This window comes from Bacillus norwichensis (assembly GCF_014836955.1).
Classification (GTDB): Bacteria; Bacillota; Bacilli; order Bacillales; family Bacillaceae_C; genus Siminovitchia; species Siminovitchia norwichensis.
The window spans coordinates 158,220-184,794 of the sequence record NZ_JACSPV010000001.1 but is presented as its reverse complement, the minus strand read 5'-3'; the positions used below and the strand labels follow the sequence as shown (position 1 = coordinate 184,794).

The following is a 26,575-nucleotide window of genomic DNA, read 5'->3' as shown; positions in this document are numbered from 1 at the left end:
AATTTGGATTCAAAAGCACTTTTGAAAACGGTGGTAAAGGCTGCCGATGACAAAAAAGCGGAAGACATCGTGGTCTTGAACATGCAAGGGATTTCACTCATTACGGATTATTTTCTCATCTGCCATGGGACATCAGAAAAACAGGTTCAGGCGATAGCACGGGAAGTGAAATCAGCTGCAGAAAAAGCGGGCCTTGATGTTAAGAAAATAGAGGGGTTCGAGGAAGCCAAATGGGTTTTAATTGACATGGGGAATGTAATTGCACACGTGTTCCATAGAGATGAAAGAAGCTATTATAATCTTGAAAGGCTTTGGGGAGATGCTCCAATCGAAAATATTCAAAAGGAATTGGCTCCGTGAGTTATGAACAGCTAGCGTATGTATATGACCATTTGATGGCAGATGCGCCATATGATAGCTGGGTCCAATATTTATGTGAGGAGGCGGAGCGCTATCAGGCACCCGGAAGCCGGGTGCTTGATTTGGGTTGCGGTACGGGTGAGTTGTCTATTCGCCTGATTAAGAAGGGTTTCGATGTGACCGGGGTGGATATGTCAGAGGATATGTTGGCTGTTGCTGCAGAGAAAGCAGGAAAAGAAGGCGTAGTGTTTCCCTTGTTCCAACAAGATATGAGCAAGATAGATGGACTTCCAGAATACGACATTGCCACAATTTTTTGTGATTCCCTCAATTATTTATCAACGCCTGAAGAAGTAAGGGATACCTTCCGCCATGTCCATAGTCATTTAGCGCCGGAAGGCTTGTTTCTATTTGATGTCCACTCGACTTATCAAATGGTGCATATTTTTTCAAATCAGACGTTCACATGGAATGAGGAGGAAGTTGCTTATATATGGAGTTCTTTCCCAGGAGAAGAACCTCATTCGGTTGAGCATGATTTGACTTTCTTTGTTTTGGACGAAGAGTCAGGCCGATATGATCGCATTGAAGAGTTCCACCAGCAGAGAACCTTTCCCATGCGTGATTATCTAAATTGGCTTCAGGATGCCGGCTTTGAGGTTCTGTCCGTTACTGCTGATTTTAGTGAGGTTCCTCCGAAAGAAACATCTCAACGCATCTTTTTTACGTGCAGAAAAAAATAAGGAGGGGCCGCCTAAAAGCGTGACGTCTGGCCGTTTCGCTTGTACTAGCACTTGTCGGGTGGCGCTGCTAAGGTTTCTGCGCCCCTCCTTTGTTTGTATGCCTTGTCAATGATGTTGCGGCCTCTTGCTTTTTTTCGCCAGGACTCATAAAAAAAGAAGGGATTTTGCTTTCAAGATAGAATCTATTATTATGAGTTAAATTTTTTTTTGATATGAAGAGCTTCATCGAAAAATTTTTTATGTGTTGCTCGAAAAAGCTTTTCAAACATTTCTCCTTTTTCTTGTTCCATGACCGCAATGCCTTCCCCTGTAATTCCCCCTTTGACGCATACTTTTTCCTGTAAGGTAGGCAATGTATAATGCTTCTGTTTTAAAAGCTCCCCTAGTCCGATCAACATATTCTCTGACAGCCTCGTTGCTGTTTCCTCATCGATTTTGGTTTCCGCCACAGCGGCTTCGATCAAACTTCTTGTCAAAAAACTGATAAACGCTGGCCCGCAGCTTACAATATCCGAGGAAACCCGAATAATGCTCTCATCTATTTCAAGTGGGACGGATACCTTGGAAAACATCTCCCACAATGTATCTCTCCATTGTTTTTTACAACTGCTTCCAAACGTAAATAAAGACACACCTGCCAAAGCTCTGTTTGTGATGCTTGGAATAATTCGTGCACAAGATGAATCAACTAGCTGCTCCAGCCAAGGCACTTGGATGGGGCTGGTAATCGAAACAAGACACTTTTCCTCACTGAATAATGAGGCCTTTTCCTTTGTCAAAGAAATAATATCCAGTGGCTTTACACAAATAAAAATAATATTTGATTGCTTTATGACCTCGTCCGGGCTGTTTTCCACCGTAATATCTCTATACACATGTTTAAGCCTGTCGGCTTTAGATTTTGTCCGATTTGTGATCACGAGATCCGAAGGAGAAACCGCTCCACCAGTGATCAAGGCCTCTAGAAGAATGGTTCCCATATTTCCAGTTCCAATAATTCCGACCCTCATGCTGTTCCCCCCTTTAACTTTTCTATTCCTGACAATCTATGCTTTTATAAGAAAGATTATTCATATAAGAAAGGCTGGCGATATGAAATGATATGGCTGGAGAAATATAAAATGCTTTTAATCGGTGGCGTCGTGGCTGCACTTGCGGTATTTCTTTTTATTAGTAAACCAAAGGAGGAACTACAAGCAGAGAATGATGATGGTTTACAAGCAATGATGGGGGAGAATACGGAGAAGTCTTTTGAAATGGAAGAACAGGAGGGAACTTTCGGGCCTCTCTTTGTTGATGTGAAAGGAGCTGTTTCTTCGCCAGGACTTTATGAGGCTAAGGAGGGGGATCGGATTCTTGATGCCATTGAGCAAGCTGGGGGTCTGATTAAGACAGCCGATGCGAAACAGGTGAACTTTGCCCAGAAAATCCATGACGAAATGGTTATTTATGTACCAGAAAAAGGTGAGGTCGTCGACGAAGTGCTGCCTGTAATGTCAGACCATTCATCTTCACAGACAGAAGGAAAAATTAATATTAATCGAGCAGATTTATCTGAGCTTCAGACCCTTTCAGGAGTGGGACCGGCCAAAGCGCAAGCAATTATTGACTATAGAGAGGAGCAGGGGCCTTTCAAAAGGGTGGAAGATATTCAGAATGTGTCAGGTATAGGGGAAAAAACTTTTGAAAAGCTGCAGGAATCAATCACTGTCAATTGACTGAGATAGATACAAGCCGATAAACTAAAGAAAACATCAAAAAGGGAGTAGCATATGGAAAGAATACCTTGGAAACAGTATTTTATGGCCCAAAGCCATTTATTATCATTCCGAAGCACTTGCACAAGACTGACAGTTGGAGCCACCATCGTAAGGGATAATAGGATTATTGCAGGGGGATATAACGGATCAATCGCTGGCGGTGTCCACTGTATTGATGAAGGCTGTTATGTGATTGACGAACATTGCGTCAGGACGATTCACGCCGAAATGAATGCGATTATTCAATGCGCTAAATTTGGAGTTCCAACGGATGGAGCGGAAATATACGTAACGCATTTCCCATGTCTGCAATGTACAAAAGGGATTATTCAGGCAGGAATAGAGGCGGTGTATTACGCTGAGAATTATAAAAATCATCCACACGCAGTCGAATTATTTGAACAAGCGGGAGTGCATATGGAACAGGTGCCGCTGGACAGAGATATTTTCATGAAATTTGCTTATGCAAATGAATAAGAAAAGCGCTAGACACCGTTTAGCGACGTACAAACTGCGCCAACAGGATGTTAGTGCGTCGGCGTTGCTACAGGAAGTCGAACATAGTCGACTATCCTTCAATTGAGATAAAGGAAAACGAAGTGCGAGAATGGATGCTTATTATCCAATCGCTGAAGAGGCGTACTTTCCCTTCAGAAGCGGACCTCAAGCCGATCTAACAGCCAGAAAACACGGCGAAAAATGCTGCCTTAAGCTACCAAATTCCGTGGCTTCGGTGGCACCAGTACTTCCTGGCCCAAAACACGACTTCCTTAGCTTCGCTTGCATTAGTACGTCCTATACGTCAGCGCCGGACATGGAAATCTGATTTTTAAAATGAAAACGATAAAAATTTTATACTTTCTTTAAGAGGGCTAAAAACTGCCCTCTATCATTCCTTAGCAAAGGAGGCAGCTATGTCAGGAAAATGGGTTTTTATGGCGCTGGCAGCTTTCTCTGGCATTCTTTTGTCTTTTGAGTTGCAGCTGCTATCAATCCTTGTTCTTTCCATCACGATCATTAGGATTGTTTATTGTGAAAGCTTCAACATTCTTAGCCTTTACTTTGTCTTTGTGCTACTATTCTTTTTTGCCAGTGAGTATACGAAGATTACACATGTTTCTAATTACAAATCTCCTGCGAAACTTCAAGCTGTAGTACTAACCTTCAAAGAATATCCTCAAATTGACGGAAATCGACTTAAAGCGGTCGTTGTCTCTCCTCAAAAAGAAAAGCTGATGTTACTTTATAAAATTCCTACAGAAAATGAAAAAGATGAATTGGTAAGGAAGTTGCGTGCCGGAACTGTCTGCACGATGGATGGTAAATTAGTTTTGCCAGAAGTCAATCGAAATGAGCATGCTTTTAATTATCAACAATATTTGAAAAGAATGAACATCCATTGGACATTTGAACCGGACAGTATCTCCATGGTTGAGTGTCATCCAAGTAGAACTTCTTTGACAGCGACTTTGCAAAATTTGCGTGCATTAGGCGTACAAGTAATTGAAAATGAATTTCCAGAAAAACTGGCTTCTTATGCTGCTGCGCTTATTTTTGGTGAAAGGTCGCTTATTTCAGAAGAAGTGGATCAATCATATAAGCAGCTTGGGGTGGTGCATTTACTTGCTATATCAGGTCTTCATGTGGGTATTATTGTCGGGAGTGTTTTCTTTTTGTGTATATGGGTGGGGATGACAAGAGAGACGGTCTTTTGGACGCTTCTTTTTCTTCTGCCGATATATACAGTCTTGAGTGGTGGCAATCCTCCTGTAATTAGGGCAGTCATTATGGCTATCCTGCTTTTATCAGCAAATAAATGGCGACTTAAGCTCTCTACACTGGATATTTTCTCCCTTAGCTTTATGTTGTTCCTCTTATTTGACCCATTATTGATTTACCATATTGGTTTTCAGCTTTCCTTTTCAGTCAGTTTTGCATTGACAGTATCATCCGCTTATTTTCTCCAACAAAAAAACCATGTCATTTTACAAATGCTAAACATATCGCTCATTTCCATGCTTTCCTCATTACCTATTCTTTCTTATCATTTTTACGAATTTTCCTTGATAAGTATCGCGGCAAATCTGCTTTTCGTGCCGTTTTATACGCTCATCTTATTACCGGCTGTTTTCCTTCTATTTGCCATTTCTTTGATGAAATTACCGTTTTTTGGTTTTGTTGCAGGAATTCTAGACGGGGTTATACATGTTTCGGAGAAAGTTGCGTCAGTAGCCGGATCTATGTCTTATTCAATGTTTTTGACAGGCAGGCCTTCGTCTTTTGGCATGATTTTTATCGTGGGCGGTATCCTGATCTTTTTCGTATTGTGGGAGAAAAGAATACATCCGCTAAAATGCGCTTTACCTCTTCTTCTTATTTTAACTGTTTATTCTGTTAGCCAGAAGTATTCGCCTTATGGGGAAGTGGTTTTCATTGATGTAGGGCAGGGCGATAGTATTTTGATCAAGCTTCCTTACAATCGCGGAGTCTACATGATTGATACGGGCGGACAGCTTCACTTCCCTGTTGCCGAATGGCAGGAGAGAAGGAAACCGTTCAAGGTAGGAAAAGATACGCTTCTTCCTTTTTTAAAGAGTAAAGGGATCAGTCGGATTAATAAATTAATTTTAACCCATAGTGATGCCGATCATATCGGAGCAGCTGACGAACTGATTGGTGAGCTAAAAATTGGTGAAATTTTAATCAGTCCAAATTCCTGGGAAAAACCAATGATGGCGGATATTATAAATCATGCTTTTAAAGAAAAGGTAAAGGTGAAAGAAGTAAAAGCCGGATATAGGTGGGAAAATAAATCAGGTTCATTTTATTTCATTTATCCATTTGATGATGAATACGAAGGGAATGATGATTCACTTGTTCTGTATGCTTCCTTTGGAGGGCTTAGCTGGCTGTTTACCGGTGACTTAGAGAAAGGGGGAGAACAGGAAATGATATCTGCGTACGGCCATCTGGATATTGATGTGTTAAAGGTGGGGCATCATGGCAGTCGGGGATCATCCAGCGAGCCTTTCATTCAAATGACAAGCCCTGAACATGCTGTTATTTCAGCAGGGAAATCAAACAGGTATGGGCATCCACATGCTGAGGTCCTGAAAATTTTGAAGGCAGAAAATGCACAAGTATTACGAACGGATGAGTCCGGTGCGATACACTTTCGATTTACTTCTAAAGGGGGAACCTTTAAGACGGTGCTGCCATAAGATAGTGCGAGAAGTCCTTAAAGAGGATGTTCAAAAAATAATCAATTAACTAGCATTACATTTCCTCGTTTGCTTGTTTTTGTGCTGCTCATTTATCTAAAAGCATACATTCCACTGCTTGTAACTGCCACCATGATTATCTGGCTTCTAATTTGGAAATTTTTTTTGAACACGCAATAAGAAAAAGAAGAAGCCTGCCTTTACGCAAACTTCTTCTTTCTTGGATGAATAATTGCATGATTACCGACAAAAACTTTGTTTCTCCACACGCCTTCTTAAGGCACTTTTTCTAATTACTTTCCGAGCACTTCGATTACTGTGCCAATCACAAAAATGGCTGTGAAGAATACAAATGATACTACAAAACCAACTCCTGAATCGATAGCATCATTACGCGTGGACTGTACATTTTGTTCAAATTCAAATTCAGATTCTCTCACAACTACCCCTCCTATTTCCACTATAGTATAGATGAAGCTTTTAAAAAAATCCACTTTCCTTTTACCTCAGTTGACAAGAGTTGACACATATACTTTTTTCGCTTGTGGTCAAACTATCTTTACGGCACGTTACTCCGCTTTTGAATGAGTGTCCTAGGCCTCGTTTAAAGGCGTTCAATATAGATTAGGGGGCTTTGGCTTTTATGGGAAAGCCCCCTTTGCCTCTTGTCAAACTTCTTCTCTTTCCTTACGATAATATAGAACCTTAAAGTCAGGAAAGTGAGAAGAATATCGTATGAGCATAATGAGAAATATTAGAAACAAAACATTTTCGTCAATATATTTATTATACGGAACGCAAAGCTTTTTAATCAATGACATAAAACAAAAACTGATGGCGAACGTGTTAACGAATGACAGTGAAGAATTTAATTATTCAGCTTATGATCTTGAAGAAACGCCGGTGGAGCTTGCAATTGAGGATGCAGAAACTTATCCGTTCATGGGTGAAAAAAAGCTGGTGATTCTACATAATCCTTTATTTTTAACGGCTGGCAAGCAAAAGGAGAAGGTAGAGCATGATCTAAAAAAACTGGAGAAATATTTAACCGATCCTGCCCCGTACACAGTAATGGTCTTCATTGCTGATTATGAAAAACTGGACGAACGGAAAAAAATCACAAAGCTTCTCAAAAAAACTGCAGAAGTGTTTGAAGCAAAACCTTTGAACGAGCCTCAGCTTAAAAACTGGATCAAAGAGCGTGCCGTATTCCATCATGCCCAAATAGAGGAATCGGCAGTTGATATATTGCTGTTCATGGTCGGAAATGACTTGATGGTATTGAATGAGGAACTGATTAAATTATCTTTGAATGTTGGAGAAGAAGGTTTAATCACTGAAGAAATAGTTAAAAGCCTTATATCAAGATCTTTAGAACAGAATGTGTTTGCTTTGACAGAGAGTTTTATAAATAAGGAAAGTGAAGAGACATTTCGAATTTATTATGATTTGATGAAGCAAAATGAAGAGCCGATTAAAATATTATCTCTCATTGCGGGCCAGTTTAGACTCATTTATCAGGTTAAGGAATTGACAGGGAGAGGATACAATCAAAAGCATGTAGCTGGTTTATTGAAGGTCCATCCTTATCGAGTGAAATTGGCGGCGGCCCATGCGGCTTCCTTTTCAAACGATGAGCTGAAGAAAATCATAAATTTGATAGCAGACTGCGATTTTAAATTAAAGACTGGCGGGCTGGATCGGTCAGTTGCAGTGGAATTATTATTGATGCAAATTTTAAAGGGGAAGTCGTAAAAAGTACAAGCGGGGATTTGCTGCACATATAAATGACCAATAAATGGTTCACAACTGAATCATAATGACGAAAAAAACGACCCTGAACAGGTCGTTTTTAATTATGCAGTAATGGCACTGAGCTTTTTAGCCAAGCGCGCTTTTTGACGGTTGGCTGTATTTTTATGGATGATTCCTTTTGTGACAGCTTTGTCTAATTGCTTGACTGCATTTTTGAACAGTTCTTTTGCATTTTCGTCATTTTGAGCTGCAGCAGCTTCAAATTTTTTGACAGCTGTACGCATGGATGATTTAAATGCTGCATTTTGTTCGTTTTTATATTCATTGATTTTTACACGTTTAATCGCAGATTTAATGTTTGGCATTTCGTTCACCTCCCAAGACTATTCGGTTTGCCCATTCGTTATCTAATAGAACAAGAGTATTTTACCAAACGGGCTCTAATATTGCAATAATCAAATGCGCTTTGGCGTATTTACTCCCAGATTTTATCGAGATCTGCCCGATAAATTTCCTCTGAAAATCTGTGGCATCCGCCGAAGGCTTTGACGTTATTTAGCCGGGGTTGAACCCCCACTGAATGAAATGACAATATGCATTTATCTCACTGCTTACCAGAAGTGGGAGATTTCTGCTGAATGAAGTTAAATGACAAACCGACCTCTTCGGTGAATGAACCATCACAAGAACGGAGAAGATGATGGTAAAGCGATCAGCGAGGGAGGTATCTTGTAAATTGAAAGAAAATGAATTGGATTTAAGCCGGTTTTCAGTAAGGACTGATTTAGCGAAAGAAGCATTTGAAATGGCTGTTGATCAATTGGAAAAGGAACAACAGCGTGAAATAAACGGCGTTAAGGTTGAAGAACGGGAGCAGGACGGCGTAACGATTTCCTCTGTCAACATAACGCCGGAAGGTGAAGAGCAGATCGGTAAAAAGGCCGGTAATTATTTAACGATTGAAGTGCAAGGAATTAGAAACCAGGACACTGTCCTCCAGCAAAAAGTACAAGAAATTTTTGCGGCGGAGTTCAGTCGTTTTTTAACAATGCTTGATATATCAAAATCAGCGAGTTGTCTAGTTGTAGGCCTAGGCAACTGGAATGTAACACCTGATTCGCTTGGACCAAGGGTTTGTGAAAATTTAATCATCACGAGGCATCTCTTTGAACTTGAAGCGCAGAATGTGGAGGAGGGTTACCGGCCTGTTAGTTCCATTTCTCCTGGGGTGATGGGGATCACAGGTATTGAGACGAGCGATATCATTTTTGGTGTAGCTGATACATCGAAGCCCGATTTCATTATCGCAATTGATGCGCTGGCATCGCGTTCTATTGATCGGGTCAATTCAACAATCCAAATTTCAGATACGGGTATCCATCCGGGTTCAGGAGTCGGCAACAAAAGAAAGGAATTAAGCAGGGAAACGTTAGGGATACCTGTCATTTCTATTGGTGTACCGACAGTGGTCGACGCGGTCACCATTACAAGTGATACGATTGACTATATTTTGAAACACTTTGGAAGGGAAATGAAAGAATCTGATCAGCCATCAAGATCATTGGCGCCAGCGGGCCTAACTTTCGGCAAAAAGAAGAAACTTACAGAACAGGATTTACCAGGCGAGGATCAAAGGAAAAGTTTTATGGGGATTGTAGGGATGTTGGAGGATGAAGAAAAAAGAAGATTGATTCAGGAGGTTCTGGCACCTTTGGGTCATAATCTGATGGTGACACCCAAAGAGGTAGATGTATTTATTGAAGATATGGCCAACCTAATAGCTGCAGGTTTAAATGCGGCACTTCACTTATCTGTTGATCAAAATGATGCCGGCTTTAAAACACGGTGATAGACCTGCTGTTCTATTAACACTCTCATTTACATAAAATAATTAATAGATTAGGCGGAGACGGAGGTGACCGGAGTTTGGCTAAATTTATCTTAAAATTATCGTTTTTGTTGATGGTTCTGTTTGTAGGGGTTTTTATTGGTATGGAAAAAGCTCACCAAGGAATGCAGGGGATGAAGGGGTATGAAGATATGGCACTTCCGCCTCCGGTCCATATAAGTGAGAGTGAGGATGGAAAAATGGAGGCGGCGCTTTTGGGAAATGAAATCAACCATGCGGAGGAACTTGCTGAGAAAAAGAAAGAGCTAGAGGATCTCGAAACTTTCAACTTTTTCTCTTCTTTGGGAAAAACGCTGGCATCCTCGGTAAAAGCGACGGCGAAATTTTTAATTGATTTTTTTATGAACCTTTTTAAAGGCTAAAATACGGGATCTACATGAAAAATGGCGCATATTCTTATATGTGCTTTTTTTTGTGAATTGAGACCGGTGCTGATATAATCTAACCTAGTGGACATGTGCCTATTAACAGGAGTGAAAAAAATGAATCATATTGACAGACAGAAAAGACAAGAGAAAATCCGCAACTTTTCAATTATTGCCCACATTGACCATGGAAAATCTACTTTAGCTGACCGCATCCTTGAAAAGACAGAAGCCCTGTCTTCAAGGGAAATGAAGGAGCAGTTGTTGGATTCCATGGATTTGGAACGTGAGCGGGGCATAACAATAAAATTAAATGCAGTTCAATTGACATATAAAGCAAAGGATGGAGAGGAGTATATCTTTCACTTGATAGATACTCCGGGACACGTCGACTTTACGTATGAGGTTTCCAGAAGTCTCGCTGCTTGTGAAGGAGCTATACTCGTTGTTGATGCGGCACAGGGTATCGAAGCTCAGACGCTTGCCAATGTTTACCTAGCTTTGGACAATGATTTGGAAATAGTGCCAGTCATCAATAAAATTGATCTTCCTGCGGCGGATCCGGAAAGAGTTCGGAAGGAAATTGAAGATGTTATTGGTTTGGATGCCTCTGATGCGGTGCTTGCGTCAGCAAAAGCAGGGATTGGGATTGAAGATATTCTTGAGCAAATTGTGGAAAAGGTACCTGCACCTAATGGCGATCCGAGCGCGCCGCTTAAGGCTCTCATCTTTGACTCGCTTTATGATGCATACAGAGGGGTCATTGCGTCAGTCCGTGTGATGGAAGGAACAATTAAAGCAGGGGATAAAATAAAGATGATGGCCACCGGAAAAGAATTTGAAGTAAACGAGGTAGGTGTCCATGCTCCGAAACCGATGCTTGTGGACGAATTAACTGTAGGAGATGTTGGTTTCGTTACAGCTTCCATCAAAAATGTGGCTGATACGCGGGTTGGTGATACAATCACAAATTCGAACAATCCGGCTAGTGAGCCGCTTCCAGGTTACCGGAAAATGAATCCGATGGTTTTCTGCGGACTTTATCCGATTGATTCAGCTAAATTCAATGATTTAAGAGAAGCGTTAGAAAAGCTTGAATTGAATGATTCGGCTCTTGAGTATGAGGCGGAAACCTCACAGGCACTTGGATTTGGATTCCGCTGTGGCTTTTTGGGACTTTTGCATATGGAAATCATCCAAGAGCGAATTGAACGTGAGTTTAAAATAGATTTGATCACGACAGCTCCAAGTGTTATTTACAAAGTTTACATGAATGATGGAACGGAGATTTCTGTTGATAATCCTGCCAATATGCCAGATGCCCAGAAAATTGACAGGGTTGAAGAACCTTACGTAAAAGCCTCGATGATGGTACCAAATGATTACGTCGGTGCAGTTATGGAATTGGCTCAGGAAAAACGGGGGAATTTCATTGACATGCAATACTTGGATGAAATCAGAGTCAATGTTGTATATGAAATTCCGCTCGCCGAAATCGTGTATGATTTCTTTGATCTATTAAAATCCAATACGAAGGGCTATGCGTCGTTTGATTACGAACCGATTGGATACAAGCCGTCCAACCTTGTGAAAATGGATATTTTATTAAATGGAGAAAAAGTGGATGCCCTCAGCTTTATTGTCCATAAGGATTTTTCATTTGAACGAGGGAAAGTAATAGTGGAAAAATTGAAAGATCTCATTCCGCGCCAACAGTTTGAGGTTCCTGTTCAAGCGGCAGTCGGTCAGAAAATTGTTGCAAGATCCACCATCAAAGCCATGCGGAAAAATGTTCTCGCGAAATGTTACGGTGGTGACATTTCCAGGAAGCGGAAGCTTCTCGAGAAACAAAAAGAAGGAAAGAAACGTATGAAACAAATAGGGTCTGTTGAGGTTCCACAAGAGGCGTTCATGGCTGTGCTGAAAATGGATGACTCCGGGAATAGCTCTAAATAAAATTATTGGCGCATGAAGAGAAAGGGAAAGTAATCTTTTACTTGTGCCCTTTCTTTTTGCTGCAAATCAAGTTTAACAAGGTTGTGACAAAATGAATTCAGCCTATATCCATATACCTTTTTGTGAACACATCTGCCATTACTGTGATTTTAATAAATTTTTTATGAGCGGACAGCCGGTTGATGAGTACCTGCAGCTCCTCGAAAAAGAGTTTGACTTATATCGGGCTCAATTTCCGGACATGAATCTGAAAACGATATTTGTGGGGGGCGGCACGCCAACAGCCTTAAATGTACAGCAGCTTGACGCCCTATGCTCAGCAATACGAAAAAAACTTCCTTTCTCTAAGGACGGGGAATTTACTTTTGAAGCCAATCCGGGAGACTTGACGTTAGACAAGCTTCATGTTCTTTCAAATTATGGTGTCAACAGGCTCAGTTTTGGTGTTCAATCCTTTAATGATGAATTGTTGAAGAGAATTGGACGGTCCCACGAGGTGAAAGATGTTTATCGCTCTATCAGACATGCACAGCAGGCCGGTTTTTCAAATTTAAGCATTGATTTAATCTACGCATTGCCAGGCCAGACAGTGGAAGATTTTTCAGACACTGTACAAAAGGCGATTAAACTAGACCTGCCGCATTATTCGGGATATTCCTTAATCGTTGAGCCGAAGACTGTTTTTTATAATCTGATGAGAAGGGGCAAGCTTAAATTGCCAGGAGAAGATCAGGAAGCAGCCATGTACGAGATGCTAATGAACCAAATGGAAAAAAACGGGTTTCAGCAGTATGAAATAAGTAATTTTTCCAAGCCGGGATTTCAGAGTATCCATAATCTCGTTTATTGGAACAATGAAGAGTATTATGGGTTTGGTGCGGGAGCACATGGATATATGAAGGGGGTCCGTTACTCAAATTATGGACCTTTGAAAAAATATATGGAACCACTGGAGAAGGGTGTACTCCCAATATTTGAGCAACACCAAGTGACTGATCGTGAAAAAATGGAAGAAGAAATGTTTCTCGGTTTAAGAAAAAGGATTGGAGTCAATATTCCCGATTTTATTAAGAAGTTTTCTATTAATCCAATGGTGCTATTCCAACAGCAGATAAAAGATTTGACTGCAAAAGGCTGGATTGAAGAGAAAAACGACAGCATTCGACTTACCCGCCAAGGCCTTTTTCTTGGAAATGAAGTGTTTCAAACCTTTCTTATTTAATCAAAAGTCACAAGTGAAACGAGGATAAATTCGTTGACATCAATAGGTCATTTTGTTACTTTTATATTAGATTTAGCACTCATGCTGATAGAGTGCTAACAGGGGTGATGAATGGTGCTTACAGATCGGCAATTACTCATACTGCAAGCCATTATTGACGAATTTATCAGATCAGCCCAGCCCATCGGATCGGGAAAATTGTCCAAAAGAGAAGAAATAAATCTAAGCTCTGCAACAATACGGAATGAAATGGCTGACCTGGAGGAGTCTGGGTATATTGAAAAAACCCATACTTCATCAGGGCGGATACCTTCCGAAAAAGGGTATAGATATTATGTAGATCATCTCTTGGCACCAAAAATGCTTCACGCTCATGAAAGACAGCTAATCCATTCTATTTTTGCGGAGAGAATATATGAATTGGAAGACGTTGTTCAGCGATCTGCCAGCGTGTTGTCAGAACTGACAAATTACACGACTATCCTTCTTGGCCCGGCTGTCAAAGAAAATAAGCTGAAGCGTCTGCAAATTGTTCCCCTTTCTGGAGGAATGGCTGTCGCAGTGATCATAACAGATACCGGGCATGTGGAAAATAAGCTTTTTTCATTACCAGAAAACCATCCACCCGAAAATATTGAAAAACTGGTTAATATTTTGAATGAAAAACTGGCCGGAGTACCAATTTCAGAGTTGCGGGTTAAAATTGAGTATGAAGTGGCGGAGATTCTGAGACAGAATATCCATCAATATGATACTTTGCTGAAATCCATTTTAAAAACACTGGACGTTCCAGGCAATGAAAAAATATTTTTCGGTGGAAAGACAAATATGCTTAATCAGCCGGAATTCCACAATATTAATAAAGTCCGATTATTAATGAACATGATTGAAAAAGAAGAGGGGATTTATGAACTTTTTAAACATATTCCCCATGGGATACATGTTACGATTGGAAAAGAAAATAAAAATATGGCCATGGAAGATTGCAGTCTGATAACGGCCACATACTCCATCGGCCCAGAGCCCGTCGGGTCAATCGCCATATTGGGGCCGACTAGAATGGAATATTCCAGAGTGATCGGTTTGCTTGATTTTTTAAGCAGGGATATGAGCGAAGCATTGACGAGGATGTTTAACGAAAGTTAAACAAACCGGAATGGAAATTAGCTCTACTGCTAATTTCCCTTATTATTGAATAGGCGCTTACGCTTTTCGATTGTCTAGCTTTAGGCGGCAGGGGCTCGAGGTCGCTTCGGTCAGACCAATGAAGTCAAAAAACAACTTCACTGGTCTGCCCTCCGACGGATAGGATGTGCTAGTGCCACCGATGCGACAGGACGTCGCGATCTGAGGCGGCCAGCGCTTGTCGCCCCTAAGCGCCGCCTATCGCATTTTAATTTAAGGAGGTGAAGACATTGCAAGAAGAATCAAAAGAAACACTGAAGCCGGAAGATTTGAATCAAGAAAATACGGCAGAAAATAATGATGTAAAGCATGAGGAGCTTAGCGGACAAGAGATTGAGCAAGCTGATGATGTTCAGTCTTCAAATCAAGAAAATGAGCAAGAGCTGGCGAATAAAATCAAAGAGCTCGAAGCGCAGCTTGAGGAGAAGGAAAGCCGCTATTTGCGCCTGCTTGCTGATTTTGACAATTTCCGCCGCAGAACTAAGCTTGACAGGGAAGCGGATGAAAAATATAGAGCGCAGCACTTGATCACGAATCTTCTTCCTGCAATCGATAATTTTGAAAGAGCCATGCAAATCGATCCTGATAATGAGCAGACGAAGGCGTTGCTTGAAGGCGTTGGAATGGTTTATAGAAGCATCATTGAAGCTTTAAAGACCGAGGGCGCGGAGCAAATTGAGGCTGTTGGCAACCAATTCGATCCAAACCTTCACCAAGCGGTAATGCAGGCTGAGGAAGAAGGAACGGAAGAGAATGTTGTCTTGGAAGAATTCCAAAAGGGATATTTACTGAAAGATCGAGTCATAAGACCATCAATGGTTAAAGTGAGCAAATAGTCAAGATACATATTGTTAAGGAGGTCATATAGGCATGAGCAAAATTATAGGTATTGACTTGGGAACTACAAACTCATGTGTGGCAGTGCTTGAAGGCGGGGAGCCAAAAGTTATTCCGAATCCGGAAGGAAATCGTACTTCTCCTTCAGTTATTGCTTTTAAAAGTGGAGAGATTCAAGTAGGGGAGGTTGCTAAACGTCAGGCAATCACTAACCCGAATACAATCATGTCCATCAAGCGTCATATGGGCACAGACTTTAAAGAAGAAATTGAGGGAAAAGAATATACTCCTCAAGAATTATCTGCTATGGTCCTTCAGTATTTGAAGTCATACGCTGAAGATTATCTTGGAGAAAAAGTGGATAAAGCAGTTATCACTGTTCCAGCTTACTTCAATGATTCACAGCGCCAGGCAACAAAGGATGCCGGAAAAATAGCTGGTCTTGAAGTGGAAAGGATCATTAACGAACCGACAGCTGCAGCTCTTGCTTATGGTTTAGAAAAAACAGATGAAGACCAAACGATTTTAGTATATGACCTTGGTGGTGGTACTTTTGACGTTTCCATTCTTGAACTTGGGGATGGCGTATTTGAAGTATTAGCGACTGCAGGGGATAATCGCTTGGGCGGAGATGATTTTGACCAAGTCATTATTGATTATCTAGTACAAGAATTTAAGAAAGACAATGGAATTGACCTTTCTCAAGATAAAATGGCTTTGCAAAGATTAAAGGACGCAGCAGAAAAAGCGAAAAAGGATTTATCTGGAGTTACACAGACACAAATCTCTCTTCCTTTTATCACAGCAGGAGAAGCGGGACCGCTTCATCTTGAAGTCACTCTAACTCGTGCGAAATTTGAAGAAATGTCTTCTGTTCTTGTAGAAAAGACAATGGGGCCAACTCGTCAAGCTATCAAAGACTCCGGAAAATCAGCTGCTGAAATTGATAAGGTTATCCTTGTTGGTGGATCTACACGGATACCAGCTGTTCAGGAGGCTATTCGCAAAGAAACAGGTAAGGAGCCTCATAAGGGCGTAAATCCGGATGAAGTAGTAGCAATGGGTGCGGCCATCCAAGGCGGTGTCTTGTCTGGAGATGTTAAAGATGTCGTACTTCTTGATGTTACACCATTATCACTTGGAATCGAAACAATGGGCGGCGTCTTCACAAAATTGATCGAAAGAAATACAACAATCCCAACATCCAAGCAACAGGTATTTTCTACTGCAGCGGACAATCAGACAGCTGTTGACATCCATGTATTGCAGGGTGAGCGTCCGATGGCTGCAGACAATAAGACGCTTGGAAGATTCCAATTGTCTGATATTCCACCTGCGCCACGAGGCATTCCACAAATCGAAGTCAAATTTGATATCGATAAAAACGGTATTGTCAACGTAAGCGCGAAAGACCTTGGAACAGGTAAAGAGCAAAACATCACTATTAAATCTTCTTCAGGACTTTCAGAAGAAGAAGTTGATCGCATGATCAAAGAAGCCGAAGAAAATGCGGAAAAAGACAAGCAGCGCCAAGAAGAAGTAGAGCTCAGAAACGAAGCCGATCAATTAATTTTCACAACCGAAAAAACGTTAAAAGAACTTGAGGGCAAAGTGGACGAAGCTGAAGTTAAGAAAGCGGAAGAAGCGAAAGATGCTTTAAAAGCAGCTGTAGAGAAAAATGACACAGCTGATATCCGTGAAAAGAAAGATGCTCTTCAAGAAATTGTTCAAAACCTCTCCGTTAAGCTGTATGAAGAAGCAGCAAAACAAGCTCAGGCTGAGCAGGGAGACGGGGAAGGAACAAATGCCGGCGGAGACGACAACGTTGTTGACGCAGAATTTGAAGAAGTCGATGACGATAAAGAATCAAAATAAACATGTCTTGAAAGTCAAAGCCCGTCCGAACCGGGCTTTGACTTTTATTCATGGGGTTTTTTTACACAGGTAATCGGAAGCAACAGCATACTGAAAGGCGCTTGACTGGAATCGTTTTATAATAATGAGGCTAACAAAAGTCTCTTGCGCTTTTCTTACATAGATCTAATATGATAAAATGAACGTTATGTGAAAAGATTCGGGAGTGTGGAAACATGAGCAAAAGGGATTATTATGAAGTGCTTGGCGTTTCGGAAGATGCTTCGAAAGAGGAAATCAAAAAGGCATATAGAAAGCTTTCGAAGAAATATCATCCGGATATAAATAAAGAGCCGGGTTCCGATGAGAAGTTCAAGGAAATAACGGAAGCTTATGAAGTGTTGAATGATGATCAAAAGAGGGCTCAATATGACCAATTTGGTCATGAAGGACCACAAGGTGGATTTGGAGGCTTTGGTGGCGGGTCTGATTTTGGTGGTTTCAGCGGATTTGAGGATATTTTCAGCAGTTTCTTTGGCGGCGGCCGCAGAGACCCTAATGCGCCTAGGCAAGGGGCTGACTTACAATATACGATGACTCTAACTTTTGAAGAAGCCATCTTTGGAAAAGAAACAGTCGTTGAAATTCCTCGCGAAGAAACGTGCGAGACCTGTAATGGATCAGGTGCGAAACCTGGAACAACACCTGAAACGTGCCAGCATTGTCACGGAACAGGTCAGTTAAATGTGGAACAAGAAACGCCTTTCGGAAGAATCGTTAACCGCCGGGTATGTCATCATTGTCATGGAACTGGAAAAATTATTAAAGATAAGTGTGTGACATGTCATGGGGAAGGCAAAGTCAAGAAAAGGAAAAAAATCAATGTGAAAATTCCTAAAGGCATTGACGATGGCCAACAGATGCGTGTATCCGGTCAAGGGGAACCAGGTGTCAACGGAGGGCCTCCTGGAGATCTCTTTATCGTCTTCCATGTAAGACCACATGAATTCTTTGAACGGGACGGGGATGACATTTATTGTGAAATGCCGATAACCTTTGTCCAAGCTACACTGGGAGATGAAATAGAAGTTCCTACATTGTATGGTAAAGTGAAGTTGAAAATTCCAGCTGGCACTCAAACAGGAACAAGGTTCAGACTGCGTGATAAAGGTGCTCAGAATGTCCGTGGCTTCGGTAAAGGCGATCAGCATGTCCTTGTGAAAATTATCACTCCGTCAAAACTGAACGAAAGACAAAAAGAGTTGCTTCGCGAATTTGCAGAAATAAGCGGAAACGTTCCTGATGAACAGAACGAGAGCTTTTTTGGAAAAATGAAACGTGCTTTTAAAGGCGATTAAATGAATGGAGCAGTCAAATGAATTGGACTGAAATCAGCATACTCACTGCCAATGAGGCTGTGGAAGCGGTTAGCCATATTTTATACGAGGCAGGAATCAGCGGACTGGTAATTGAGGATCGAGCTGACTTTTTGCGAGTGAGAGAAAATCGGTTTGGGGAAATATATGAACTGGATCCCGATGATTTTCCAGAAGAGGGAGTCATCATCAAAGCTTATCTTGCCAAAACGTCACTTTTACATGAGACGCTTGATGAAATTAAAAAGAATATTGCCAACCTGAAGAACTTTAATATTGACATAGGAGAAAATAAACTCGGCCTTTCAGATGTTAAAGAAGAGGATTGGGCAACAGCTTGGAAGAAATATTACCATCCTGTCAATGTTTCTGAGCGGTTTACAATTGTACCTACCTGGGAAGATTATACACCTTCTGATGAAGAACTCATTATCGAACTTGACCCAGGGATGGCATTTGGAACTGGCACTCATCCGACAACTGTTATGTGCATACAGGCACTTGAGAAAACAGTGAAAAAAGGTGACAGTATTATTGATGTGGGGACAGGTTCCGGGGTATTGAGCATAGCTGCGGCACTGCTTGATGCAAAGGAAGTAAAAGCACTGGATCTGGATGAGGTGGCTGTGGAAGCCGCGCGCCAAAATATTTCTCTAAACCGTGTGGCGGAAGTAGTAACAGTTGAGAAGAATGACCTTTTAAACGGTATTACTAAACAAGCAGATATCATTGTTGCGAACATTTTGGCGGAAGTAATCATTTCCTTTGCTAATGAGGCCGCAAAAGCAGTTAAAAAAGGTGGCTTTTTCATAACCTCAGGCATTATTGAGCAAAAGTGCGAGGAAGTAAAGACAGTGCTTCAAGATGCCGGCTTTACCATTGAAGAAACGATTAGAATGGAAGATTGGGCAGCATTTATTGCCAGGCGTTGAACTAGAGGTGAAGAAATGCAGCGGTATTTTATAGATGAGCCATTTAATGGCCAGGAACGGGCAATTATTTCTGGAACAGATTTCCATCATATCACCCGCGTCATGAGAATGAAGCAGGGTGATACCCTTTATGTGGTTTTTGAGAGTGGGGAAGCAGGAACAGGGGTTATCGAAGGAATAAGAGAGTCTTCGGTAGAAATTCGAGTGGCTGAATGGGAAGCAAAAGTAAAGGAGCTCCCAGTCCACGTGACGATTGCGAGCGGGTTGCCAAAAGGGGATAAATGGGAGTGGGTCATACAAAAAGGCACCGAACTGGGCGCTTCACAATTTGTCCCTTTCATTGCTGCTCGCTCCGTTGTAAAATGGGAAGAGAAAAAAGCCTCGAAAAAGCTTGAAAGATGGAAGAAGATAGCCAAAGAGGCAGCAGAGCAATCACACCGGCAAAGAATTCCGGAAGTTTCGCAGCCTCTCTCATTCAAACAACTTCTTACTTTTAGAGACAGCTTTGACTATACGGCGGTTGCATATGAGGAAGCAGCGAAAAATGGAGAAAAGAGCGGCTTGGCACGAATGCTTGCTTCAGCTGAACCCGGTAGCCGTATTTTATTCGTTTTCGGCCCGGAAGGCGGGTTTGCAGAATTAGAAACCGAGCAACTAAAATCTCATGGTTTTGATCTGGTTGGATTGGGACCGAGGATTTTAAGGACGGAGACAGCTCCATTATATGTATTATCCGCTGTTTCCTATCATTTTGAATTAATGAGGTGATATGATGTCCCATGTGGCATTTCATACATTAGGCTGTAAAGTCAACCACTATGAAACGGAAGCTATTTGGCAACTGTTTAAAAAAAATGGATATGAGCGGGCGGAATTTGAGGATACCGCCGACGTTTATGTCATCAATACATGCACCGTCACCAATACTGGTGATAAAAAAAGCCGTCAGGTTATCCGCCGTGCAATCCGTAAAAATCCTGATGCTGTTATTTGTGTGACAGGGTGCTATGCTCAAACTTCACCTGCGGAAATTATGGCAATTCCTGGTGTTGATGTTGTAGTCGGGACACAGGACAGGGTAAAAATGCTTTCTTATATTGAGCAGTATAAGAAAGAGCGCCAACCGATTAACGGTGTGGGCAACATTATGAAAAATCGTGTGTATGAGGAATTGGATGTTCCGGCATTCACTGACCGTACACGGGCTTCCCTTAAAATTCAGGAAGGTTGCAACAATTTCTGTACATTTTGTATCATTCCATGGGCGCGAGGCCTTATGCGTTCCCGTGATCCCCAGGAAGTCATCCATCAGGCACAGCAGCTTGTAGATGCAGGGTACAAAGAAATCGTACTGACTGGCATTCATACAGGTGGCTACGGTGAAGACATGAAGGATTACAATCTTGCTGGTTTGCTTCGCGATTTGGAAGCAAACGTCAAAGGATTGAAAAGACTTCGAATATCTTCCATTGAGGCCAGCCAGTTAACAGACGAGGTAATTGATGTTATCGACAAGTCTAAGCTTGTGGTAAGGCATTTGCATATACCTCTCCAATCTGGTTCAAATACTGTATTAAAGAGAATGCGCCGTAAGTATACAATGGAATTTTTCGCCGAGCGTCTGGAGCTTTTAAAGAAAGCATTACCTGATTTGGCGATCACTTCAGATGTGATTGTCGGTTTTCCAGGTGAGACGGAAGAAGAATTCATGGAGACTTACAATTTTGTAAACGAGCATAAATTTTCGGAGTTACATGTATTTCCTTATTCTATGAGAACAGGCACTCCGGCAGCCAGAATGAAAGATCAGATTGACGAAAGCGTGAAGAATGACCGCGTTCATCGCTTGATTTCACTTTCGGATCAGCTGGCTAAAGAGTATGCTTCCAAATTCGAAGATGAGGTCCTTGAAGTCATTCCCGAGGAGCCGTTCAAAAATAATCCAGATAGCGGCCTGTATGAAGGATACACAGACAACTATCTAAAAGTTGTGTTCCCAGCGACCGAAGAAATGGTCGGCAAGCTTGTAAAAGTCAAAATAACAAAAGCGGGATATCCGTATTGTGAAGGACAATTTGTCCGTATAATGGATGAAGATGCCCCTGCTTCTATGGTAGTATAAATTAAACTGCAGCGCATCGCTGCAGTTTTTTTCAATAATAAAAACAGGAGAGGATTAGAAAACATGCTTCCAAAAAATATTGCTCAGATGATTGATCATACTTTGTTAAAGCCCGATGCAACGAAAGAACAAATTAAAGCTTTGTGTGAAGAAGCCAAAGAATACCAATTTGCTTCTGTTTGTGTAAACCCAGTGTGGGTGGAAACAGCGGCAGTCTCTTTAAAAGAAACGGATGTAAAGGTTTGTACAGTTATTGGATTTCCGCTGGGAGCTTCCACATCTGATGTGAAAGCATTTGAGACTAAAGATGCAATAGACAAGGGTGCGCAGGAAGTGGATATGGTAATCAATATCGGGGCCTTAAAGAGCCGAGACCTTGATATTGTGAAAAAGGATATCCAAGCTGTCACGGCTGCGGCAAAAAATAGGGCGCTTGTTAAGGTGATCATTGAGACCTGTCTTTTGACTGATGAAGAGAAACAGATCGCTTGTGAAATCTCCAAACAGGCTGGAGCAGATTTTGTAAAAACCTCCACTGGGTTTTCAAGCGGAGGTGCTACAGAACAGGATGTTGCACTCATGAGGAAAACAGTCGGAAGTCAAATGGGAGTGAAGGCGTCTGGCGGCGTTCGGTCACAGGAGGATGCCGCGAAGATGATAGATTCTGGAGCAACAAGGATAGGGGCAAGCTCAGGGGCTAAGATTGTAAAGGGAAATTAATAATTTTATACCGAAGCTGACATAAAAAACTCCAGACCGGATTGATAACAGCCGATGATCAGATATTAAGTGTCTATTATCATTAAAAAGGAGCGTTTTTATGTTCGAACTGTTCATTACGATGCTGGAACGGCTGGGTATTATCGTAACAATCGCCTTTATTTTAACGCGTTTTAAGTTTTTTAGAAATATGGTTTACCTGGAGAAGCTTGATCGCAAACAGCAGCTCACAGCGATTATCTTCTTCGGGTTTTTTGGAATCATAGGAACATATACTGGTTTGAGACTGAGCACAGAGACTTTGAACATTGACCGCTGGGTTATTGATCTTTCTGCAGATGAAGCCATCGCGAATTCTCGGGTGATCGGTATTGTCCTAGCGGGGATGCTTGGTGGATACAGGGTTGGAATCGGTGCTGCGCTAATTGCGGCCATTCATCGCTTTACATTGAGTGGTTTTACAGCGCTTTCATGCGGTCTTGCTACTATTTTTGCCGGGGTGCTGGCCGGTATGTTTCACAAGAAAGACAAGCAGGTAAAACTAAAATCAGCTTTTATGATTGGAGCACTTGCCGAAGCGATTCAAATGCTGATTATTTTACTTATTTCCCGACCGTTTGAAAGGGCTTTAGCTTTGGTAGAAGTAATTGGCATGCCCATGATTATTGCAAATGGATTGGGCTGTGCCCTTTTTCTGCTTATCATAAAAAATGTGATAAATGAAGAAGAGAAGGCTGTGGCATTACAGGCGCAAAAAATTTTGCGCATTGCCGACCAGACACTTGTCCATCTTCGCGATGGTATTACAGCTGCATCGACACGTGCAGTCTGTCAAATTATACATAATGACATTCAGACGAGCGCTGTTGCCATGACAAACCTGACCAATATATTGGCCCATGTCGGCGTGGGGGAGGATCAGCGGAGAGAAGGTCCCGTAGAAAAAGCGTTTATAAAGAATGCTATAAAAAGGGAGAAATTATTGTCGAGCAATATAAGGAGAAAGGCAACCAATTCGGTGCTGCGGTCATTGCTCCCTTAAAAATAAGAGAAGATACAGTTGGAACCCTCATCTTTTATTTCCGTTCCGAAAAGGAAGCCAACCATGTGGTGATGGAATTGATTTCGGGACTGAGTATGATCATCAGTAACCAGCTTGAAATGGCAGAAGCGGATAAAGCCTATCAACTGGCGAAGGAAGCAGAAATTATTTCCTTGCAAGCACAAATCAGCCCGCACTTTCTATTTAATACACTAAATACGGTTATTTCTCTTATTCGCAATGACCCTTCCAAAGCAAGGAAATTATTAGTCTCTCTTTCTCACTTTTTAAGGCAGAATCTTTCCGTTACGACAACCAGCATGACAACTCTTGAACAGGAATTAAAGCATACAAAGGCCTACCTTTCGATAGAGCAGGCCCGATTTGTCGATAAACTAAAGGTTTTCTATGTTATAGATGAAGATATACTCTTGCACTCCATCCCGCCGATCACATTGCAGCCGCTTGTAGAAAACTCTATTAAGCACGGATTTAAAAACAAGGAACGTGATTGTCTTTTAAAAATTTTAATCAAACAGGATAATTGCAATATTTACATTGCCGTCGAGGATAATGGAAGTGGAATGAGTGAAGAACGCAGGGAGCAAATAGGTATGGCGCCAATTGAATCCGAGAATGGAAACGGTTTGGCTTTATACAATGTGAACCGCAGATTAATCATGACTTTTGGTAAGTCGGCAGCATTAAAAATCAACAGCAGTGATGGCAAAGGCACAAGTGTTGCATTTTTCATTGAAAATGAAGGGGAAGCGATTACGAATGGACAGGCCCATTAAAGCAATCATTGTCGATGATGAATTATATAGCCGCGATGAATTGAAACACTTATTAAGTGCTTTTAAGAGCATACAAATAGTTGGTGAAGCCGAATCAGGGGAATCGGCTGTCATAAAAGCTTTGCAATTTCAGCCGGATGTTGTGTTTTTGGATGTTGAGATGCCAAAGATGAATGGAATGGAGACTGCCAAGGCGTTAAGGAAATTAAAAAAGGCTCCTTTAGTGGTCTTCGCGACAGCTTACCCTCAGTTTGCAGCAGAAGCTTTCCGCTTTGATGCAATTGATTACTTGCTTAAACCATATGACGAAGATCAGCTTCAAGAAACGATTGAGAGAATTGAAAAAAACTTTGTTTCTGCAAAAAGGATTAATCAAGGAATATATACAGGAAAGCTTGCTGTTGAGGCCAATGGAGAGATTGACTATCTAGAGCCGAAAGAGATCCTTTATCTCTTCAGGGATAAAAAGTTAACCAGAATTATTGCGAAAAACGGAGAATACGTCTTAAAAACTTCATTGAAGGACTTAGAAAGCCGTCTTAATCCATACTGTTTCTTTCGAATTCATAAAAGCTACCTAGTCAACCTAGAATATGTTTCTCGCTTAACACCATGGTTTAATGGGGCTTATCAGCTTGAACTGGAGGGCAGAAAAGAACTTTTGTCGGTAAGCCGAAATTATGTAAAGGCATTAAGGGGCAAATTAGAAATTTAAAACATGGAAGTTTGCACCTTAATGGGCTATGTAAGCATCTTAATCCAATATATCCACCTTTTATTCTGATATCCAACTTCGTTTTCCTTTTCTCTATTATACTATGTATGTAAACGCATTCATATTTTAATAAAGAAGGGGGAGGCAGGCAAATGTATACATTTTTTGCGGGAATCGTACTTTTGATCATAGGATATTTTACCTATGGGAAATTTGTTGAAAAGGTTTTTGGTGTGAAAAATGAACGGGATACACCTGCATATGTGAATGCTGATGGAGTGGACTACATTCCAATGAGCACTTCTAAGAACTCCATGATTCAGCTTCTGAATATTGCTGGTACCGGACCCGTTTTTGGTCCGATCATGGGAGCTCTGTATGGGCCTGTTGCTTTTATCTGGATTGTCATCGGAGCGATCTTTGCTGGAGCTGTGCACGATTATTTGACAGGGATGATTTCCATCCGTAATCGGGGAGCTCATTTACCTGAACTAGCAAGCAAATTTTTAGGAAAAGTGATGAAGCATGTTGTTAATGTGTTTGCGGTTTTGCTTCTTCTTTTAGTTGGTACTGTTTTTGTTTCAACTCCAGCCAGCCTGCTTCATGTTTTAATGAATGGAAAAGTAGCGCTTGGTGTCATTATCGGAGCCGTTTTCCTTTATTATATTTTGGCTACCTTAATGCCTATTGATAAAATTATCGGACGATTTTATCCTTATTTTGGCGCGTTGCTTTTAATCAGTGCTGCTGGGGTGGGTGTCGGTCTAGTTGTTACCGGGGCACCGATTCCTGAGCTGTCTTTGAAAAATTTTCACCCAGATCATTTACCCGTTTTCCCGTTAATCTTTTTTACGATTACATGTGGAGCACTTTCAGGCTTCCATGCAACACAAACGCCGATTATTTCGCGTACAACAAAAAAGGAAAATCAAGGGCGTAAAATTTTTTACGGCATGATGATTGCTGAAGCGATTATCGCAATGATTTGGGCAGCTGCCGGGATGAGCTTGTTTGGCGGATACGAAGGTTTGAATGAAGTATTGGCTGCAGGCGGCCCTGGTGCTGTTGTAAGTGACGTTTCTGTGGCTATGCTTGGAGCAATTGGGGGAACTCTTGCTATCTTAGGGGTTGTGGTTTTGCCGATTACATCCGGTGACACTGCTTTCCGGAGTGCGCGCATGATCATTGCAGAATATTTTAATATTGCTCAGAAAAAATTCAGCAGCCGTCTGTGGATTGCTATTCCACTTTTTGCAATATCCGTTATTCTGACACAAATTGATTTTAATGTGCTATGGAGATATTTTAGTTGGGCAAATCAGTCAACTGCTGTCATTGCCTTATTTGTCGGAGCCATGTATCTCTACGTAGCAAAGAAAAATTACTTTATTTCTCTTGTACCAGGAACATTTATGCTTGTCATGGTCATTACCTATATTTTAAATGCACAAATCGGCTTTAATCTTCCAATGAATATTGCGTGGGTTGGCGGTTTTATCGGTACTGCCATACTGTTGGTTCTGTTCTTTGTTGCCGCGAAGAAAAATCGAGCAAATCAGCTTCCGCTTGATGAGGATATCTCTGATTGGAATAGGGTAGCTTAATGGGGTGCTGTGGTCCAGAATATCGCAAACTGGTTAATAAGAAAGAAAAAAGATTGAACGCAAAGGGAAGGGAATCTCTCCCTCCCTACATTAAGATTCT

25 protein-coding genes are annotated in these 26,575 nt (G+C 41.4%); 22 read left to right on the top strand and 3 right to left on the bottom strand.

The window, feature by feature from the left end; genetic code table 11:
* Nucleotides 1-3 precede the first annotated feature (3 nt).
* Together rsfS and H9631_RS00940 are read left to right on the top strand one after the other, a co-directional pair.
* Nucleotides 4-360 carry a ribosome silencing factor gene (gene rsfS / locus H9631_RS00945; protein WP_191809372.1) on the top strand — a complete coding sequence of 119 codons (357 nt, stop codon included), beginning with the start codon at nucleotides 4-6 and terminating at the stop codon, nucleotides 358-360.
* Nucleotides 357-1,103: a class I SAM-dependent DNA methyltransferase gene (locus tag H9631_RS00940; RefSeq protein WP_191809371.1), complete on the top strand. Its 747-nt coding sequence runs from the start codon at nucleotides 357-359 to the stop codon at nucleotides 1,101-1,103. The genes rsfS and H9631_RS00940 overlap by 4 nt, the downstream gene beginning before the upstream one ends.
* A gap of 188 nt (nucleotides 1,104-1,291) precedes the next feature.
* Here H9631_RS00940 and comER read toward each other — a convergent pair whose 3' ends face one another.
* The gene (gene comER / locus H9631_RS00935; RefSeq protein WP_318246754.1) at nucleotides 1,292-2,149 is read right to left on the bottom strand and encodes a late competence protein ComER; all 858 of its coding nucleotides are present in this window, start codon (nucleotides 2,147-2,149) and stop codon (nucleotides 1,292-1,294) included.
* 75 nt (nucleotides 2,150-2,224) lie between these two features.
* Here comER and H9631_RS00930 point away from each other — a divergent pair, with 75 nt between their 5' ends.
* From H9631_RS00930 to H9631_RS00920, 3 genes are all read left to right on the top strand, one after another.
* Nucleotides 2,225-2,821, top strand: coding sequence for a helix-hairpin-helix domain-containing protein (locus H9631_RS00930; protein WP_191809369.1), 597 nt, complete (start codon nucleotides 2,225-2,227; stop codon nucleotides 2,819-2,821).
* A 54-nt stretch (nucleotides 2,822-2,875) separates the two neighbouring features.
* The gene (locus H9631_RS00925; protein ID WP_191809368.1) at nucleotides 2,876-3,340 is read left to right on the top strand and encodes a ComE operon protein 2; all 465 of its coding nucleotides are present in this window, start codon (nucleotides 2,876-2,878) and stop codon (nucleotides 3,338-3,340) included.
* A gap of 437 nt (nucleotides 3,341-3,777) precedes the next feature.
* Entirely contained in the window at nucleotides 3,778-6,084 is a 2,307-nt protein-coding gene (locus H9631_RS00920) for a DNA internalization-related competence protein ComEC/Rec2 (protein WP_191809367.1), read from the top strand.
* Nucleotides 6,085-6,377: 293 nt separating this feature from the next.
* On the opposite strand, the gene H9631_RS00915 is transcribed toward H9631_RS00920, so the two are convergent.
* Nucleotides 6,378-6,524, bottom strand: a complete 147-nt coding sequence (locus tag H9631_RS00915) for a YqzM family protein (protein ID WP_191809366.1) — start codon at nucleotides 6,522-6,524, stop codon at nucleotides 6,378-6,380.
* A 295-nt stretch (nucleotides 6,525-6,819) separates the two neighbouring features.
* Between H9631_RS00915 and holA the strand changes: the two genes are divergently transcribed.
* Nucleotides 6,820-7,839, top strand: coding sequence for a DNA polymerase III subunit delta (holA, locus tag H9631_RS00910; protein ID WP_191809365.1), 1,020 nt, complete (start codon nucleotides 6,820-6,822; stop codon nucleotides 7,837-7,839).
* Between the two features lie 101 nt (nucleotides 7,840-7,940).
* On the opposite strand, the gene rpsT is transcribed toward holA, so the two are convergent.
* Entirely contained in the window at nucleotides 7,941-8,204 is a 264-nt protein-coding gene (rpsT, locus tag H9631_RS00905) for a 30S ribosomal protein S20 (RefSeq protein ID WP_120114913.1), read from the bottom strand.
* 335 nt (nucleotides 8,205-8,539) lie between these two features.
* On the opposite strand from rpsT, the gene gpr reads away from it, so the two are divergent.
* The 16 genes from gpr (at nucleotide 8,540) to H9631_RS00830 (ending at nucleotide 26,475) form a co-directional block, all read left to right on the top strand.
* Complete coding sequence (gpr, locus tag H9631_RS00900) at nucleotides 8,540-9,688, top strand: GPR endopeptidase (protein WP_191809364.1); 1,149 nt, start codon at nucleotides 8,540-8,542, stop codon at nucleotides 9,686-9,688.
* A gap of 77 nt (nucleotides 9,689-9,765) precedes the next feature.
* Nucleotides 9,766-10,110 (top strand): DUF3679 domain-containing protein, encoded by a 345-nt coding sequence (locus H9631_RS00895; protein WP_191809363.1) that lies wholly within the window; start codon nucleotides 9,766-9,768, stop codon nucleotides 10,108-10,110.
* A 120-nt stretch (nucleotides 10,111-10,230) separates the two neighbouring features.
* Nucleotides 10,231-12,069: a translation elongation factor 4 gene (gene lepA / locus H9631_RS00890; RefSeq protein ID WP_191809362.1), complete on the top strand. Its 1,839-nt coding sequence runs from the start codon at nucleotides 10,231-10,233 to the stop codon at nucleotides 12,067-12,069.
* A gap of 91 nt (nucleotides 12,070-12,160) precedes the next feature.
* Nucleotides 12,161-13,291 (top strand): radical SAM family heme chaperone HemW, encoded by a 1,131-nt coding sequence (gene hemW / locus H9631_RS00885; protein ID WP_191809361.1) that lies wholly within the window; start codon nucleotides 12,161-12,163, stop codon nucleotides 13,289-13,291.
* Between the two features lie 114 nt (nucleotides 13,292-13,405).
* Nucleotides 13,406-14,437 carry a heat-inducible transcriptional repressor HrcA gene (hrcA, locus tag H9631_RS00880; protein WP_191809470.1) on the top strand — a complete coding sequence of 344 codons (1,032 nt, stop codon included), beginning with the start codon at nucleotides 13,406-13,408 and terminating at the stop codon, nucleotides 14,435-14,437.
* Between the two features lie 269 nt (nucleotides 14,438-14,706).
* Entirely contained in the window at nucleotides 14,707-15,312 is a 606-nt protein-coding gene (gene grpE, locus H9631_RS00875) for a nucleotide exchange factor GrpE (RefSeq protein ID WP_318246750.1), read from the top strand.
* Between the two features lie 34 nt (nucleotides 15,313-15,346).
* On the top strand, nucleotides 15,347-17,188 hold the full coding sequence (gene dnaK, locus H9631_RS00870; protein WP_191809360.1) for a molecular chaperone DnaK: 1,842 nt from the start codon (nucleotides 15,347-15,349) through the stop codon (nucleotides 17,186-17,188).
* 215 nt (nucleotides 17,189-17,403) lie between these two features.
* Nucleotides 17,404-18,525, top strand: a complete 1,122-nt coding sequence (gene dnaJ / locus H9631_RS00865; protein WP_191809359.1) for a molecular chaperone DnaJ — start codon at nucleotides 17,404-17,406, stop codon at nucleotides 18,523-18,525.
* A 17-nt stretch (nucleotides 18,526-18,542) separates the two neighbouring features.
* Nucleotides 18,543-19,475, top strand: a complete 933-nt coding sequence (prmA, locus tag H9631_RS00860) for a 50S ribosomal protein L11 methyltransferase (RefSeq protein WP_191809358.1) — start codon at nucleotides 18,543-18,545, stop codon at nucleotides 19,473-19,475.
* A 15-nt stretch (nucleotides 19,476-19,490) separates the two neighbouring features.
* Nucleotides 19,491-20,243 (top strand): 16S rRNA (uracil(1498)-N(3))-methyltransferase, encoded by a 753-nt coding sequence (locus H9631_RS00855; RefSeq protein ID WP_191809357.1) that lies wholly within the window; start codon nucleotides 19,491-19,493, stop codon nucleotides 20,241-20,243.
* A 4-nt stretch (nucleotides 20,244-20,247) separates the two neighbouring features.
* Entirely contained in the window at nucleotides 20,248-21,597 is a 1,350-nt protein-coding gene (mtaB, locus tag H9631_RS00850; protein WP_191809356.1) for a tRNA (N(6)-L-threonylcarbamoyladenosine(37)-C(2))-methylthiotransferase MtaB, read from the top strand.
* A 63-nt stretch (nucleotides 21,598-21,660) separates the two neighbouring features.
* A complete protein-coding gene (gene deoC / locus H9631_RS00845) occupies nucleotides 21,661-22,317 on the top strand; it encodes a deoxyribose-phosphate aldolase (protein WP_191809355.1) in 657 nt (218 codons plus the stop codon).
* 100 nt (nucleotides 22,318-22,417) lie between these two features.
* Nucleotides 22,418-23,359 (top strand): LytS/YhcK type 5TM receptor domain-containing protein, encoded by a 942-nt coding sequence (locus H9631_RS22665; protein ID WP_318246749.1) that lies wholly within the window; start codon nucleotides 22,418-22,420, stop codon nucleotides 23,357-23,359.
* Nucleotides 23,360-23,430: 71 nt separating this feature from the next.
* On the top strand, nucleotides 23,431-24,156 hold the full coding sequence (locus H9631_RS22660) for a sensor histidine kinase (RefSeq protein ID WP_318246753.1): 726 nt from the start codon (nucleotides 23,431-23,433) through the stop codon (nucleotides 24,154-24,156).
* Nucleotides 24,140-24,871, top strand: coding sequence for a LytR/AlgR family response regulator transcription factor (locus H9631_RS00835; protein WP_191809354.1), 732 nt, complete (start codon nucleotides 24,140-24,142; stop codon nucleotides 24,869-24,871). Before H9631_RS22660 ends, H9631_RS00835 begins: the two co-directional genes overlap by 17 nt.
* A 152-nt stretch (nucleotides 24,872-25,023) precedes the next feature.
* Nucleotides 25,024-26,475, top strand: coding sequence for a carbon starvation CstA family protein (locus H9631_RS00830; protein ID WP_191809353.1), 1,452 nt, complete (start codon nucleotides 25,024-25,026; stop codon nucleotides 26,473-26,475).
* Nucleotides 26,476-26,575 lie beyond the last annotated feature (100 nt).